Raw genomic sequence first — 12,993 nt, 5'->3', positions numbered from 1 at the left:
ACACGCTTATGACACGAACCGGGCGACCGAGCATCCGGATAATCGCCTATTGTTGCAGTGCGGGGTCGGGCGCAATTGCGGCGATCAGAAATTCCACATTGCCTTCCGGGCCGGTGATCGGGCTCGGCACTACGCCTGCGACGCGCCAGTCGAGGCTTTCGAGCCAGGCCGCGACCGATGCGCAAACGCGCGCGTGCACTGCCGTATCGCGGACGACACCACCGCGCCCGACTTCGTCGCGCCCGGCCTCGAACTGCGGCTTGATCAGCGCCAGCAACCTTGCACCGGGACGGGCAAAGCCGATTGGCACTGCCAGCACCTTGGCAAGGCCGATGAAGCTTGCATCACAGACGATCAGATCGACGGCCTCGGGAATATGCGCGGCCGTCAGCACCCGCGCGCTAGTCTGTTCGTGGACGATGACGCGAGGATCCTCGCGCAGCTTCCACGCGAGCTGGTTGGTGCCGCTGTCGACCGCATAGACGCGCGCGGCGCCGCGCGTCAGCAAGACATCGGTGAAGCCGCCGGTCGACGACCCCACGTCGATCGCGACCGCGCCCGTCACGTCCCAGCCGAAATGGTCGAGCCCGTGCGCGAGCTTGACGCCCCCGCGTGACACCCAGGGATGATCGCGGCCGCGCACGTCGATGGCGGCATCATCGGCAACCATCTGGCCCGGCTTGTCGATGCGCCTGGTGGCGACGAAGACGAGCCCCGCCATGACCAGCGCCTGCGCCCGTGCACGGCTTTCGGCGAGCCCGCGCTCGACGATCAGCTGATCGATCCTGACCTTCGCCATGCCCCCCTCCTGCGCGCGCGATCGCCTTGCCGCAAGCCGTCTTCGATTGGGCGCAACGCCTATTGCCGATGGATTTAATAGGAATAACCTCACTCCTGCGCGTTCAGTCGTCGTCCCCCTTGCGACCGATCGCCACAGGAGAAGGAACATGCGACAAGTCCCCTTTGATGACAGCAGTCCCCCCCTCGTTCTGACAGTTCCTGGGCTCGGCAGCTCGGGCCCCTCGCATTGGCAGACGTTGTGGGAAGAATCTCGCCTCGACACGGTCCGGGTCGAACTCGGCATGTGGCAAGGGCCGCACCGCAACGGCTGGGTCAGCAAGCTCGACCAGACGATCCGCGCGGTGGGTCAGCCGACGGTACTTGCCGCACACAGCCTGGGCGTGCTGGCGGTTGCGTGGTGGGCGGAACTGGCCGATCCTGCGATCACCAAGCGCGTCGTCGGTGCGCTGCTGGTCGCGCCGCCCGATGTCGACCGGCCCGACGCGCGCGCCGAACTACACAGCTTCCGCCCGGCGCCACAGCGAGGGCTGCCCTTTCCTTCGATCCTGGTTGCGAGCAGCGACGATCCGTGGATCGAAATCGACCGGGCGGCAGCGCTGGCGAGCAGTTGGGGCAGCCATTTTGTCAATGCCGGCGCACAAGGCCATCTGAATGCCGACAGCCGACTCGGCTGGTGGGCGGAAGGGCAGGAAATGCTTGAGCGTGTAATCGCGATCGGCACCCCGCGCCGTCGCCGTCCAGGCAAGCGCGCTGTGGTTGCGATCAACGCGACCGACGCCGCGCAATCCCATTATCTGGGCGAAGGGTGAGGAAACGGGCCGGGCGGCATAGCTGCCCGGCCCGAAAGCTTCGGCTCAGGCGCAATCAGCGCATTTGCCGCGGACTTCGATCACCGGACGTTCGGGAGCGAAGCCTGCCGCGACCGCTGCCGAACGGACCCCGCGCGACAATTTGTCGTCGTCGATATGGAGCGTCTGGCCGCAGTTGTCGCACACGAGGAAGATGCAATCGTGCAGGCAATCGGGATGCGCGTTGGCGACATAGGCGTTCGCGCTTTCGACTCGACGGGCAAGATTGGCGACCACGAAAAGGTCGAGAATGCGGTAGACACTGTTGGCTGCGACCCGCCGTCCCTGCATCTTCGACACCGCATCGGCAATGTCATAGGCCGATGCCGGTCGGTCGAAGCTCGACAGTGCCTCGAAGATGCTGGCGCGCATCGCCGTCCATTGCTCACCCGACCGCTCAAGCGTTGCCTGCGCAGCACTGGCCAGATCGGCGCCGTGATGTTCGTGATGAATATGATCGGCCATGCGTTCGAATTAAGCCTGCGCGGCCCCGTGAGCAAGCCGCGCGATGGCCGTCAGTTGCTCGCGCGGTGATTCAGATCATGTCCGAGCGCCAGCAGGCCCACGCCGACCAGCGTCCAGATCGTCTCGAGCTCGCCGTCGTGCGGCAAGGTGATCGCGCCCGCCATGACGCCCAGCCCGAACGATCCAATCGCGAGCGGCGTGACATAGCCGTGACGGAAGACGCCGCGCCCCAGCGCAACCGCGCCAAGCAGAATGGCAATCGACAAACCGATTTCATGGACAAGCGGATTGAGCAGCAGACCGCCCGCCGAAGCCGCCAGCGCGACCAGAACCGCGCTGGCAAAGCAATGCACAGCGCAAAGCCCGGACAAGCCAATCGCCCAGCGATCGAGCCCGGTCGGGGCGATCGGCAGCAGCGGACGGGAAGCAGCATAACCCATGATGTGCGCCATGTGGCACGTCACCGCACAAGTTACAACATATCATCGCGAGCGCGCCGATCATTTTTTGCGCGCCGTGGGATCGGCACCACGGTGGCGGCAGGCCACCGACCATCGGACAGGTGACGTGTCGCCATCATCCCGCTATGGCGCAGCGATGCTGATGCAAAGCGACAAGATTTCGCGCACTCGTCCACGGGCCATGGCGATCTGGCTGTTCGTCGTCGCCGCGATGATCGTCGCGATGGTCATGATCGGCGGGATTACCCGGCTGACCGAATCGGGGCTGTCGATCACCCAGTGGAAGCCGATCAGCGGCACCCTGCCCCCCATGACCGATGCGGCGTGGCAAGCCGAGTTCGATAATTACAAGAAGATCCCGGAATATACCCAGATCAACCGCGGCATGACGCTCGCCGGGTTCAAGGGGATTTTCTTCTGGGAATATGCCCACCGGCTGTTCGGCCGGCTGATCGGCATGGCCTTTGCGCTGCCGTTGCTGTGGTTCGCGGTGCGGCGCGCCATTCCGGCGGGCTATGGCTGGCGCCTCGTGGCGATTCTTGCGCTCGGGGGCCTGCAGGGAGCGATCGGCTGGTGGATGGTCGCCTCCGGCCAGTCGGTGCGCACCGATGTCAGCCATGTCCGACTGGCGGTACATCTGACCACCGCGCTGGGGCTGCTGGCCGGTGTCGTGTGGACGGCGCTCGACCTGCGCGCGCTGCACCTTGTGCCCTTCGCTCGACCGGCAGCGTGGCGACCGGTAGCGATTGCCGCACTTGTGCTGCTGTTCGCGCAGATCGTCTACGGGGCGTTCACGGCGGGACTCGATGCGGGCTATGCATTCGCAAGCTGGCCGCTGATGGGCGATGCCTGGTTCCCGGGCAGCACGCCGATGCTCGATCCCAGCTGGCGCAATCCCGTCGACAATCCGGTGGTGGTGCAGTTCATTCACCGCTGGCTGGCGTTCGCCGCTGCCGCCGCGCTCGGGCTGCTTGCCTGGCGCGCCTCGCACAGCGGCGCTCCTCGGGCGGCAATGCTCGTCGCTGGGCTGGTTATCCTTCAGATCGCACTCGGCATCGCAACCTTGCTGAGCGGCGTCTGGATCGTGATCGCGGTTGCCCATCAGGCCAATGCCGCGCTGCTGCTGGTCGCGACGGTTTGGGCAGCGCATGCGCTGGGACGGCGTGGCGCCGCGCGCTAGCGCCGTCATCGGCGCCCTGCCCTGGCTGCTCGCCGCCAGCGAAGTCCACGCCCGTTTCCTGCCCCCCGAGGGGCAGCCGCTGCGCCAGCTGCTGACCGAGGAGCGGATCGAGCCGAGCGGCACCCAGCGTTATGTCAGCGAACGCGAGATCGTCTTTACCCGCACTGCTTCCGGCTATCGCGCCGAGGTGATGGTTGTCAGCGAAAGCCATGCGGCGGGCGATGCGGGCGCGATGTTCGGCGCCGGAATTGCGGCGCTGAAGGGCCGGCCGATCCGCTTCGAGCTCAATCGTAACGGCGCAGTTGTCGCGATCGCCGACGAAGAAGCGCTCTGGTCGATATTCTGCGACGCGATCGAAGGCATGGTGCGCGGCAAGAGCGCGCTCGATGCGCAGCGCGCGCGCAACCTGCAGGCATTGGTCGCACCGTTTCGCACGATGCCACCCGAGCGGCGGCGTGCGCTGCTCGGGTCGATGATCAGTGCGCTCGTCGCCGGCCCGCTCGCTGACCGCCAGCCCGGCACGCGCGCGATAACGCTCCCGACGCGCGACCCGACGGGCAAGGTGACAACGCTTGCCGGGTCAGAAACCGTAACGATCAGCGAGGCCGCGCTCATGATCGACTCGGTCGCCGAAGGCGATGTCGCCCCCACCGCGCACCTGGCTATCGCGCGCCACGAGCGGATCGACGCGGCGCGCGGGTTGATCATCGAAACGCGCACCCGCCGGACCTCGACGATCGGCACCGGCGCGGACCGGCGACAGTCGGAAACGGTCGTCAGCAATGCGATTTCACTCAAGGTACTATAATACCCGTCAGCAAAAGCGCTGGATTGCTTGACTTTGGCGCCCATGCGTAGCAATGGGCTGCCACAGTCGCCGCTCCGCACCCGGGGCGGCGCATTTGTTTTAACGCGAAGAAGGTCCTGGCCCCATGAAGGCGCTGATGAAGACCACCAAGTCGGCCAAGCCGCACGAAGTGGAAAAGAAGTGGCATATCGTCGATGCCGATGGTCTGGTGGTCGGTCGCGCGGCGACGATCATCGCCAATGTCCTGCGCGGCAAGCACAAGCCGAGCTTCACCCCGCACGTCGATTGCGGTGACAATGTCATCGTCATCAACGCGGACAAGATCCGGTTCACCGGCAAGAAGCTGAAGGACAAGATCTATTACAAGCACACCGGCTATGCCGGCGGGATCAAGGGCATCAGCGCCGGCAAGGTGCTCGAAGGCCGCTTCCCCGAACGCGTGCTGGAAAAGGCCGTCGAGCGGATGATCCCGCGCGGGCCGCTGGGTCGCGACCAGATGCGCAACCTGCGCGTCTTCGCTGGCCCGAACCACCCGCACGAAGCCCAGAACCCGCAGGTGCTCGACATCGCGAGCATGAACCGCAAGAACAAGGTGGGCAACTAATGTCCGATAATCGTCAGTCGCTTTCCGATCTCGCCGACCTCGCGAACCAGCCGCGCGCAGCAGCGCCTGCTGCTGCAACGCTCGGCGACGTCATGCCCGCCAGCAACTCGGGTCCCGCGCCCGAACCTGCGCCGTTGCGCGAAGCTATCATCGACAAGCAGGGCCGCGCCTATGCGACCGGCCGCCGCAAGGACGCGGTCGCGCGCGTCTGGATCAAGCCCGGTTCGGGCAAGATCACGATCAACGGCCGCGATCAGGAAGTCTATTTCGCGCGCCCGACGCTGCGCCTCGTCATCAACCAGCCGTTCGGCGTTGCCGAGCGCGAAGGCCAGTATGACGTCGTCTGCACGGTCAAGGGCGGTGGCCTGTCGGGCCAGGCGGGCGCGGTCAAGCATGGCATCAGCCAGGCGTTGACTCGCTATGAGCCGGTGCTGCGCGCGCCGGTGAAGGCAGCAGGGTTCCTGACCCGCGACAGCCGCACCGTCGAGCGCAAGAAGTACGGCCGCGCCAAGGCCCGCCGCAGCTTCCAGTTCTCGAAGCGCTAAGGGTCAGGTGGTTCGGGATTGCGCCTGCAATGCCGAGCTTTGCTCAATATCAACGATAGCAAGGGCGGTCCAGCAGCGGGCCGCCCTTGTTCGTTGGCGGCGGCTCGGTCAGGATCGCGCGCATGGCCGCAACCGTGACCGAGCAGATGATCGCCTTCATCGAAGGCGTCGGCATTACAGTTACCGTCGGCGTGGTCCCGGACGATAGTTTTCTGCCGGGACTTATCGTCCGCCATGGCGGCATCGTCTATGATCCCGATCGCCTCGCCTATCCCGGCGACCTGCTCCACGAAGCCGGGCATATCGCGGTCAGCGATCCGGCGACGCGCCCCGACCTGTCCGTCGTGTCGACCGACCCCGGCGAAGAAATGGCCGCGATTGCATGGTCCTACGCCGCCGCGCGCGCGATCGGACTCGACCCGGCTGTAGTGTTTCATCCGAACGGCTATCGCGGCAGCGCGGCCGCGATTGTCGAGAATTTCGATGCTGGCCGCTATATCGGCGTCCCGATGCTCGAATGGTTCGGGATGGCCGCCGACAAGAACGAGGCTTCCTTGACCGGAGAGCCACGCTACCCTGCCATGCGCCGCTGGCTCCGCTAAGCCAGCTTGCGATCGCGCACGCAGATGATAGTCGTTTGGTCATGGCCGACAACGTCATCCAGATTACGCCGTTCATGCACGTCGCAGAGCTGGAGCCAGCGCTGAAATTCTTCGTCGACATTTTGGGCTTCGCGGTCGAATTCCAGCAGCCGGGCTATGCCTATGTCGCGCTCGAAGGTGCCGGCATCCGCATCCTGGAAAATCGCGACCCGAATGAGCGCGGCGTGCCGCATCGCGGCTTTACTTATTATGTCGACGTGCGCGATCTCGCCAAAATCCATGAGGCGATCGGGCCGCAACTCGCGATGTTGCCGCCGGGCGATGTCATGGGGCCAATCGACCAGCCCTATCGGCAGCGCGAATTGATGATCCGCGCGCCCGACGGCAATGTGATCGTGTTCGGTCAGGCCATTGCCTAAGCCATTGTTCGTACCTTCACGTCGACATCGCAGCCCGCCACGCGCAGTTCGTTGAACGAAGGCGGCGTGCTGCGGATCCGTGCCGACAAGGTGCCTGCGCCGATCAGCCGTATCCGCTGCGCACCAAGATCGACGATGCGATCGAACGGATCATGGACATGGCCCGATAGCACCGCGCGAACCCCCGCCATCGCCAGCCGTTCCAGCGCCGCTGCGCCGCCGCGCGTGTGCGCGGTGCCGCGCGTCCCGGCCTCGACCAGCGGGTGGTGCGCCGCGACGATAGTGAAGCAATCGCGTGCCAGTGCCTCGGCCTGCTGCACCGTTCCCGCCAGTTCGGCGCTACTGACATGCCCCTTCGACCAGTCGAGCCGCCACTGAAAGCGCGCGGTGGTGCGCAAAGGAACTATAGCGACGCCGGCAATCTCCAGCGGGCGTTCGACCAGTCGTTCGAACCGTCGATAGCGCGCATAGGGCTGAAGGAAGCGCGCGAACGGATTGAAATAGGGCAAATCGTGATTGCCGACTTCCACCGTTACCGGCCGCCCCAGGCTTTCGAGCCATCGGGAAGCGACGGCGAACTCGGCGTGACGCGCCCGCATCGTCAAATCGCCGGTCACCACCACTGCATCGGGCTGTTCTGCGCGCGTCGTTGCCACGAACCAGTCGATCGCGGCGCGATCCTCGGCGCCGAAATGGATGTCGCTGACATGGAACAGCGTCGCCATCACCCCACGCGCGTCTGCACGAACAGCGGCGCGGTGCGGCCAGCGCGAATCGTGACGTCGGGCGACAGCTTCACCGGTTCGCCGTCGAACAGCGCGAGTACCGGGCGCCGTTCGGCAGTACGCAGCGTGTGCGCACGCACCTCGTGCACCGCCGCTGCATTGATCCAGTCGCCCGTGATCCATTCCCAGCCGAGCGCCAATATCGTTCGCCAGTCGCGCGCATCGATCGCGGCGACGCGCAGCTTGTCGCGGTCCGCCTGCACGAACACTGCCTGTGCCTGGCGCGGCAGCCCATCGGCACCGATGACGCGAATACCGCGCCCAAAAGTGCGACGCCATGCATGCGCGACGGCGCGGAACATGGCGCGGATCCGGCCTGCGCGCACGGCTTCGCGCGCATGTGCCCAGTTCGCCGCCGGCCCCAGCAGCAAGCCGACAAAGGCATGCGCCTCCCCGGCCTCGACGACAGGCAAGGCGACGCGTGGCGCGTAGACATCCGCGCGATCGATGATGGTCAGCAAATCGGCATCCCCATGCAGCGTGCGGGCAAGCAGGTTCATTGTCCCGCCGGGCAGAATCAACACGGCACCGCGCCAGCAATCGAGCGTGCGGATCGCCGCATTGATCGTGCCGTCGCCGGCATAGAGAACGGCAAGCGTGACCCCGGCCTGATCCAGTTCATCGATGCTGGGCAATGGATCATCGGGAAAGTTGGTCACCCCGGCCTTGGTAAAGCCCCGCTCTTGAAGCCGCTGCAGCAGTGCGGCCTGCTGGTCGTCGCTCGTCGAGCCCGAGGCGGAATTCGTGATCAACCAGAATCTTGCCATAGCGCGCCCCAACGCGCGAACCCCGGTTTTGGGTCCGTGGGCGCCGATCAGGCCTTAAGCCCGTAGTCAGGATGATGCGAAGTGAATTTTGCTGTCGCGCGAATCGGTGTATCGGTGCGGCAACACTTGACCGAATCAGCGAGTGTTTTCGCCGGGATCGCCGGCTTGAATGGGTAGGAGCAGGACAAGATGCACTCACAATCGTCGACGCCGATGGGCCGGATCGCATTTGGCGTGGCTCTGTCGGTTTTTGCGTTGGCCGCATGCTCGCAGAAGCCGGCCGAAGAAACTGCCAGCACGCCGGCCGCTGAGCCCACTGCCGCTGCGGCGCCGGAAGCGACTGCCAACACGGCAGCACCCGCAGCCGCTCCCGCCGCTGGCGCAGTTGCCGCGGATAACACCGACACGCTGTCGGGCGCGAAGTTCGCTTCGTTCACGGGCGATGCTGCGAAGGGCGAGAAGGCCTTCATCGCGTGCAAGGTTTGCCATGCGCCCGACAAAAACATGATCGGCCCGATGCTGAAGGGGATCGTGGGTCGCGCGGCCGGCACGGTCGAAGGCTACACCTATTCGGCAGCCAACAAGAACAGCGGCATCACCTGGACGCCCGAAAAGCTGTTCCAGTATCTCGAAAAGCCGCAGCGCGTGGTTCCGGGCACCAAGATGACCTATCCGGGCATGCCCGACCCGCAGCAGCGCGCCGACACGATCGCTTATCTGTCGACGCTCAAGTAAGTCACTCGATCACGAACAGACGGGGCGGGCCTGGCGACAGGTCCGCCCTTTTTGCTGTCTGCCATCCGAGATGGCGAGGTGCGGCTCAGCCGAACGGACCGTTCAGCCGCACGATCACCAGATTGAGATAGCCGGTGAACGTCACCCAGCCGAGATAGGGCATGAACATCAGCGCCGCCGTGATCGACCAGCGCCAGCTGTGCACGACCAGCGCCAGCGCCGAAATCCAGAACAGGATCACTTCGACCTGCGACCAGTCGGGTCGGTGGAGGCGGTAGAACAACAGGCTCCACAATATGTTGAGGAAGCCCGAGGTCGCGAACAAGCCGATCAGCCAGTCACCTTCGCGCGTCGGCATCGCTCGCCAGCCGGTGACGACGGCAATCGCGGTGACTCCATAGACGATCATCCACACCAGCCCGAACACATCGTCGCGCGGCGCCCAGCGCGGCAGCACGAGCTGGTGATACCAAGCGTCGGGCAGCGCGATCGTCAGTCCCATGATCGCGACCAGCGCAGCCACCAAGCCGCCGACGACGATCGGGAACATCCAGAGGCGCGGCATTGGCTTCGACATGCTCAGGCAGTCAGCCCCAGCAAATGACCCATGTCCTTCACGAACACGCGCACATGCGCCATCGGCTCGGCGCGCACGAGTTCCTTGTTCATATAGGCCTGCCAGGTCAGCCGCTGCACGTCCTTGTCCTCGCAAATGGTGACAAAGCGCTCGCGGCGCTTGTCGCTGCGGTACCAGAAGTGCTGCATGATGCCGAGCACCCAGAAGACCCGGCCATGTGCGCGCATGAAGCGCTTGCGTGCCTGCCGCAGCGCGGCGGGCTTGCCGGTGGCGAGGAATTGGGTGACGGCTTCGGCGGCGAGGCGGCCGCAGCTCATTGCGTAGTATATCCCCTCGCCCGATGCCGGCGCGACGACGCCCGCTGCATCGCCTGCGACCACGACATCGCGGCCATTGTCCCAGCGCGACAAAGGCTTGAGCGGGATCGGCGCGCCTTCACGGCGGATCGTCTCACAGCCGGCCAGCCCGCTTTGCGCCCGCAGCCGCGCGCACGAGTCGCGCAGGGCAAAACCCTTGTTGGCGCTGCCGACGCCAATGCTCGCGGTCTCGCCGTGCGGGAACACCCAGCCGTAGAAATCGGGCGAGATCGCACCTTGATAGACGACATCGCAGCGTTCGGGCCGGAAATCATAATGTTCGGCGGGTGCGCGAACGATTTCATGATAGGCAAAGACGAATTTGGTGCGCGCGCCCTTGATCGCGTGCCGCGCGACGCCCGATCGCGCGCCGTCGCAGCCGATAACGGCACGCGTGCGGACGCGTTGCTCCTGCCCGCCGCGTGCTTCGGTGTAGACGATCACGGCAGTGCCGTCGGCGTCGCGCTCGATCCGGTCGAACGTGCCCGTGCGCCGCTCGGCCCCAGCCAGCGCCGCGCGCGCGCGCAGCCATTCGTCGAACACGTCGCGATCGACCATGCCGACGAAGCCGTCGCCGACCGGCATTTCGACCGCCTTTGCCGATGGCGCGATCATGCGCGCGGCGGTTGCCTTGGCGACCAGCAGGTGGTCGGGAATGTCGAAATCCTTGATCAGCCGGGGCGGAATGGCACCGCCGCACGGCTTGATCCTCCCTGCACGGTCGAGCAGCAGGACATGGTGGCCCGCCCGAGCCAGATCGGTCGCGGCAGTCGCGCCCGAGGGGCCGCCGCCAACCACGACGACATCGAAATCATGCTTCATGCCAAAGCCCTCCGTTGGCGGGCAATCGCCCCGCGCCCGACGCCCACGGCGAGCCATGCCGCCGCAAGAAACAATGCTCCTTCGCACGCGAAGACGAGCGTGAACGCAGGCGCATCGGCCTTTGCGACCGCGCGCGCGATGTCGACGCCGACCGCCCCGGTCAGCCCGCCAAGTCCGAAGGCGATTGCCTGCGCCGCGCCCCAGACGCCCATCCGCACGCCCTCGCGCTGCGGTCCGGCGGCGCCGGCAAGGCTCATCATCGCGCCGATCGCGGCGACGGCGAACACGCCATTGGCAAAGCCGAGCACCCAGATATTCGCCGTCAGCGGCCAGCCTGGCCCGGCACGCGCGGCAAGCCCCAACCCGACCAGCGCCAGCGCCGAGCCGACGCAGCCGCCGACGATCCAACGCCGCAGCACGCGCGGGCTGCCGCCGCCAAAGGCGCTCGCGCCGACGCCCACCAGAATCATGCCCAGCAGCACCCCGCTATGCTGCGTTCCCGAAAGCTGGGTCGACTGGCCCGGCGTCATGCCGAAAACGAGCCCGGCAAAGGGCTCGAGCACCAGATCCTGCATCGAATAAGCGAGCATCGCGAGAAAGACGAAGCCCGTGAAGTGGCGCGCCTCGGGTTCGGCGAGCATTTCGCGCACTGCCTCGACGAACGACTGCGTGGGTGGTGCGTCGGCGGCGGACGCGCTCGCCAGCGCCCTGCCTTCGACGCCCCACACGCCGATCAGCGAGACCAGGACCGCGCCGCCTGTAATGCCGCCCGCCACCAGCATGAGTCGCGCCGGGGTAAAGGGATCGATCAGCCGCCCGGCAACGCCTGCGGTAATGACGATGCCGACGATCATCATGATCCAGGTGATCGCAGCCGCCGCCGCGCGCCGTTCGGGCGCCGTCCGTGTTGCCAGCAGGGCGAGCAGCGACGTGCCTGCCGCGCCGACGCCCGCGCCGATGATCGTGAAGGCAAGGATTGCCATCGCAAAACCGAGCACGCTTCCGCGCCCGAGTTCGCCGAGCGATGCGACTGCCAGCATCGCCCCGCCCGCCAGCAACACCATGCCGCCGATGATCCACGGCGTGCGCCGGTGGCCGCGGTCGGAGCCATGCCCCCAAACGGGACGCGAGAGCTGCACGGCGTAATGCCATGCGACCAGCCCTGCAGGCACCGCTGCCGGCAGTCCATATTCAACCACCATCAGCCGGTTGAGCAGCGACGACGACAGCATCACGACCGCGCCGATCGAAAATTGCACCAGCCCCAGCCGGGCGATGCCGATCCAGCCGAGCGGCTTCATATCGGCAGCACGCCGCCAAGGCCCAGTGCCGAGGCAAGCATTCCCAGCACCGACAGCGTCGTGCCGGTCGCATTGTACCACGGCGTGTTGCCGACCGGATCGGCTAGCAGGCGGCGCATCAGCACCAGTTGCGCGACCAGCAACACCGTTACGATTGCTGCGGCGCCGAAATGATCGAGCTGGAACAGGATCGCGATCACCACTGCCTGCGGTACGGCCATCACCCAACAGGCGACGCGCGCCGCGCGGTCGATGCCGAGCGTGGCGGGGAGCGAGCGGATACCCATCGCGCGGTCGCCCTCGACCGCCTTGAAATCATTGAGCGTCATGATGCCATGCGCGCCGAGGCTGTAGAGCAGCAACACCGCGAGCACCGGCGCCGACGGCAGCCCGCCCGCCATCACGCTCGCACCGGTGAACCAGGTCAGGCCTTCATAGCTGATCGCGACCAGACCCGGCCCCCAGATGCCGCTCATCTTGGCGCGAAACGGCGGCGCGCTATAGGCCCAAGCAGCCGCCAGCGCGAGGCAGGTCGCGCCGAACACCCAAGGGCCTGCCAGCAGCGATGCAGCAGCCGACAGCAGCGAGCCGATAATGGCGATCCGCAGCCCCCAATTCCCCGCGATCCGCCCTGACGGGATCGGCCGGTCGGGTTGGTTGATCGCATCGACGTGCCGGTCGAACCAGTCGTTGATCGCCTGGCTGGTGCCGCACACCAAGGGGCCGGTCAGCAGGAAGCCGAGGATGATGAACGGCAGTCGCGGGCCCCATGCTTCGCCCGACGAGACGACGCCGCACATGAACGCCCAGATCGGCGGGAACCAGGTGATCGGCTTGAGCAATTCCACCACGTCGCGCAGCCGCGGCGGCGGCGCAAAGGCAAGCGTGGCGGAGCTTCGAGCCATAAGGTGAGGCTA

Annotated in this window: 17 protein-coding genes; 8 read left to right on the top strand and 9 right to left on the bottom strand. The window is 66.1% G+C overall.

From position 1 onward, the window contains the following. Nucleotides 1–46 precede the first annotated feature (46 nt). Complete coding sequence (locus AX672_RS04185; RefSeq protein ID WP_066648707.1) at nucleotides 47–799, bottom strand: TlyA family RNA methyltransferase; 753 nt, start codon at nucleotides 797–799, stop codon at nucleotides 47–49. A gap of 148 nt (nucleotides 800–947) precedes the next feature. Between AX672_RS04185 and AX672_RS04180 the strand changes: the two genes are divergently transcribed. Next, on the top strand, nucleotides 948–1,610 hold the full coding sequence (locus AX672_RS04180; RefSeq protein ID WP_066648704.1) for an RBBP9/YdeN family alpha/beta hydrolase: 663 nt from the start codon (nucleotides 948–950) through the stop codon (nucleotides 1,608–1,610). Between the two features lie 45 nt (nucleotides 1,611–1,655). Here the strand turns inward: AX672_RS04180 and AX672_RS04175 are convergent, their stop codons facing one another. Together AX672_RS04175 and AX672_RS04170 are read right to left on the bottom strand one after the other, a co-directional pair. Continuing rightward, complete coding sequence (locus tag AX672_RS04175) at nucleotides 1,656–2,114, bottom strand: Fur family transcriptional regulator (protein WP_066648702.1); 459 nt, start codon at nucleotides 2,112–2,114, stop codon at nucleotides 1,656–1,658. Nucleotides 2,115–2,164: 50 nt separating this feature from the next. Continuing rightward, the gene (locus tag AX672_RS04170) at nucleotides 2,165–2,566 is read right to left on the bottom strand and encodes a MerC domain-containing protein (RefSeq protein ID WP_082730367.1); all 402 of its coding nucleotides are present in this window, start codon (nucleotides 2,564–2,566) and stop codon (nucleotides 2,165–2,167) included. Nucleotides 2,567–2,711: 145 nt separating this feature from the next. Between AX672_RS04170 and AX672_RS04165 the strand changes: the two genes are divergently transcribed. From AX672_RS04165 to AX672_RS04140, 6 genes are all read left to right on the top strand, one after another. Beyond that, nucleotides 2,712–3,755 carry a COX15/CtaA family protein gene (locus AX672_RS04165; protein ID WP_337137653.1) on the top strand — a complete coding sequence of 348 codons (1,044 nt, stop codon included), beginning with the start codon at nucleotides 2,712–2,714 and terminating at the stop codon, nucleotides 3,753–3,755. Then, the gene (locus tag AX672_RS04160; protein ID WP_066648696.1) at nucleotides 3,724–4,563 is read left to right on the top strand and encodes a hypothetical protein; all 840 of its coding nucleotides are present in this window, start codon (nucleotides 3,724–3,726) and stop codon (nucleotides 4,561–4,563) included. The genes AX672_RS04165 and AX672_RS04160 overlap by 32 nt, the downstream gene beginning before the upstream one ends. A 124-nt stretch (nucleotides 4,564–4,687) precedes the next feature. Then, nucleotides 4,688–5,167 carry a 50S ribosomal protein L13 gene (gene rplM, locus AX672_RS04155; RefSeq protein ID WP_082730366.1) on the top strand — a complete coding sequence of 160 codons (480 nt, stop codon included), beginning with the start codon at nucleotides 4,688–4,690 and terminating at the stop codon, nucleotides 5,165–5,167. After that, the gene (rpsI, locus tag AX672_RS04150) at nucleotides 5,167–5,712 is read left to right on the top strand and encodes a 30S ribosomal protein S9 (protein ID WP_082730365.1); all 546 of its coding nucleotides are present in this window, start codon (nucleotides 5,167–5,169) and stop codon (nucleotides 5,710–5,712) included. Before rplM ends, rpsI begins: the two co-directional genes overlap by 1 nt. A 122-nt stretch (nucleotides 5,713–5,834) precedes the next feature. After that, nucleotides 5,835–6,314 (top strand): hypothetical protein, encoded by a 480-nt coding sequence (locus tag AX672_RS04145; protein ID WP_066648691.1) that lies wholly within the window; start codon nucleotides 5,835–5,837, stop codon nucleotides 6,312–6,314. A 41-nt stretch (nucleotides 6,315–6,355) separates the two neighbouring features. Then, nucleotides 6,356–6,733, top strand: coding sequence for a glyoxalase/bleomycin resistance/extradiol dioxygenase family protein (locus tag AX672_RS04140; RefSeq protein ID WP_066648689.1), 378 nt, complete (start codon nucleotides 6,356–6,358; stop codon nucleotides 6,731–6,733). Here the strand turns inward: AX672_RS04140 and AX672_RS04135 are convergent. Both AX672_RS04135 and AX672_RS04130 read right to left on the bottom strand, forming a co-directional pair. Beyond that, entirely contained in the window at nucleotides 6,730–7,458 is a 729-nt protein-coding gene (locus AX672_RS04135) for a metallophosphoesterase family protein (protein WP_066648688.1), read from the bottom strand. The genes AX672_RS04140 and AX672_RS04135 overlap by 4 nt on opposite strands. Continuing rightward, complete coding sequence (locus AX672_RS04130; RefSeq protein ID WP_231731149.1) at nucleotides 7,458–8,270, bottom strand: diacylglycerol/lipid kinase family protein; 813 nt, start codon at nucleotides 8,268–8,270, stop codon at nucleotides 7,458–7,460. The genes AX672_RS04135 and AX672_RS04130 overlap by 1 nt, the downstream gene beginning before the upstream one ends. Before the next feature lie 204 nt (nucleotides 8,271–8,474). Here AX672_RS04130 and AX672_RS04125 point away from each other — a divergent pair, with 204 nt between their 5' ends. Then, entirely contained in the window at nucleotides 8,475–9,020 is a 546-nt protein-coding gene (locus AX672_RS04125; protein ID WP_231731148.1) for a c-type cytochrome, read from the top strand. Between the two features lie 85 nt (nucleotides 9,021–9,105). Here the strand turns inward: AX672_RS04125 and AX672_RS04120 are convergent, their stop codons facing one another. From AX672_RS04120 to chlG, 4 genes are read right to left on the bottom strand one after another with little or no spacing between them, the layout of a single operon-like run. Then, nucleotides 9,106–9,585, bottom strand: coding sequence for a TspO/MBR family protein (locus AX672_RS04120; RefSeq protein WP_168727321.1), 480 nt, complete (start codon nucleotides 9,583–9,585; stop codon nucleotides 9,106–9,108). A gap of 14 nt (nucleotides 9,586–9,599) precedes the next feature. Then, nucleotides 9,600–10,775 carry a geranylgeranyl diphosphate reductase gene (locus tag AX672_RS04115; RefSeq protein ID WP_066648674.1) on the bottom strand — a complete coding sequence of 392 codons (1,176 nt, stop codon included), beginning with the start codon at nucleotides 10,773–10,775 and terminating at the stop codon, nucleotides 9,600–9,602. Next, on the bottom strand, nucleotides 10,772–12,076 hold the full coding sequence (locus AX672_RS04110) for a BCD family MFS transporter (protein WP_066648672.1): 1,305 nt from the start codon (nucleotides 12,074–12,076) through the stop codon (nucleotides 10,772–10,774). Before AX672_RS04110 ends, AX672_RS04115 begins: the two co-directional genes overlap by 4 nt. Continuing rightward, a complete protein-coding gene (chlG, locus tag AX672_RS04105; RefSeq protein ID WP_066648669.1) occupies nucleotides 12,073–12,981 on the bottom strand; it encodes a chlorophyll synthase ChlG in 909 nt (302 codons plus the stop codon). The genes AX672_RS04110 and chlG overlap by 4 nt, the downstream gene beginning before the upstream one ends. Between the last annotated feature and the right edge of the window lie 12 nt (nucleotides 12,982–12,993).

The sequence above is a fragment of the Sphingomonas sp. CCH10-B3 genome (genome assembly GCF_001556185.1).
Classification (GTDB): Bacteria; Pseudomonadota; Alphaproteobacteria; order Sphingomonadales; family Sphingomonadaceae; genus Sphingomonas; species Sphingomonas aquatica.
The sequence above is the reverse complement of the archived record's forward strand: the minus strand, read 5'-3'. Positions and strand labels throughout refer to the sequence as shown.

Excerpts from the sequence above, each read along its gene's own strand:
- AX672_RS04185 (WP_066648707.1), bottom strand. The coding sequence starts at position 799 with ATGGCGAAGGTCAGGATCGATCAGCTGATCGTCGAGCGCGGGCTCGCC.
- AX672_RS04180 (WP_066648704.1), top strand. The coding sequence starts at position 948 with ATGCGACAAGTCCCCTTTGATGACAGCAGTCCCCCCCTCGTTCTGACA.
- AX672_RS04175 (WP_066648702.1), bottom strand. The coding sequence starts at position 2,114 with ATGGCCGATCATATTCATCACGAACATCACGGCGCCGATCTGGCCAGT.
- AX672_RS04170 (WP_082730367.1), bottom strand. The coding sequence starts at position 2,566 with ATGGCGCACATCATGGGTTATGCTGCTTCCCGTCCGCTGCTGCCGATC.
- AX672_RS04165 (WP_337137653.1), top strand. The coding sequence starts at position 2,712 with ATGCTGATGCAAAGCGACAAGATTTCGCGCACTCGTCCACGGGCCATG.
- AX672_RS04160 (WP_066648696.1), top strand. The coding sequence starts at position 3,724 with ATGCGCTGGGACGGCGTGGCGCCGCGCGCTAGCGCCGTCATCGGCGCC.
- rplM (WP_082730366.1), top strand. The coding sequence starts at position 4,688 with ATGAAGGCGCTGATGAAGACCACCAAGTCGGCCAAGCCGCACGAAGTG.
- rpsI (WP_082730365.1), top strand. The coding sequence starts at position 5,167 with ATGTCCGATAATCGTCAGTCGCTTTCCGATCTCGCCGACCTCGCGAAC.
- AX672_RS04145 (WP_066648691.1), top strand. The coding sequence starts at position 5,835 with ATGGCCGCAACCGTGACCGAGCAGATGATCGCCTTCATCGAAGGCGTC.
- AX672_RS04140 (WP_066648689.1), top strand. The coding sequence starts at position 6,356 with ATGGCCGACAACGTCATCCAGATTACGCCGTTCATGCACGTCGCAGAG.
- AX672_RS04135 (WP_066648688.1), bottom strand. The coding sequence starts at position 7,458 with ATGGCGACGCTGTTCCATGTCAGCGACATCCATTTCGGCGCCGAGGAT.
- AX672_RS04125 (WP_231731148.1), top strand. The coding sequence starts at position 8,475 with ATGCACTCACAATCGTCGACGCCGATGGGCCGGATCGCATTTGGCGTG.
- AX672_RS04120 (WP_168727321.1), bottom strand. The coding sequence starts at position 9,585 with ATGCCGCGCCTCTGGATGTTCCCGATCGTCGTCGGCGGCTTGGTGGCT.
- AX672_RS04115 (WP_066648674.1), bottom strand. The coding sequence starts at position 10,775 with ATGAAGCATGATTTCGATGTCGTCGTGGTTGGCGGCGGCCCCTCGGGC.
- AX672_RS04110 (WP_066648672.1), bottom strand. The coding sequence starts at position 12,076 with ATGAAGCCGCTCGGCTGGATCGGCATCGCCCGGCTGGGGCTGGTGCAA.
- chlG (WP_066648669.1), bottom strand. The coding sequence starts at position 12,981 with ATGGCTCGAAGCTCCGCCACGCTTGCCTTTGCGCCGCCGCCGCGGCTG.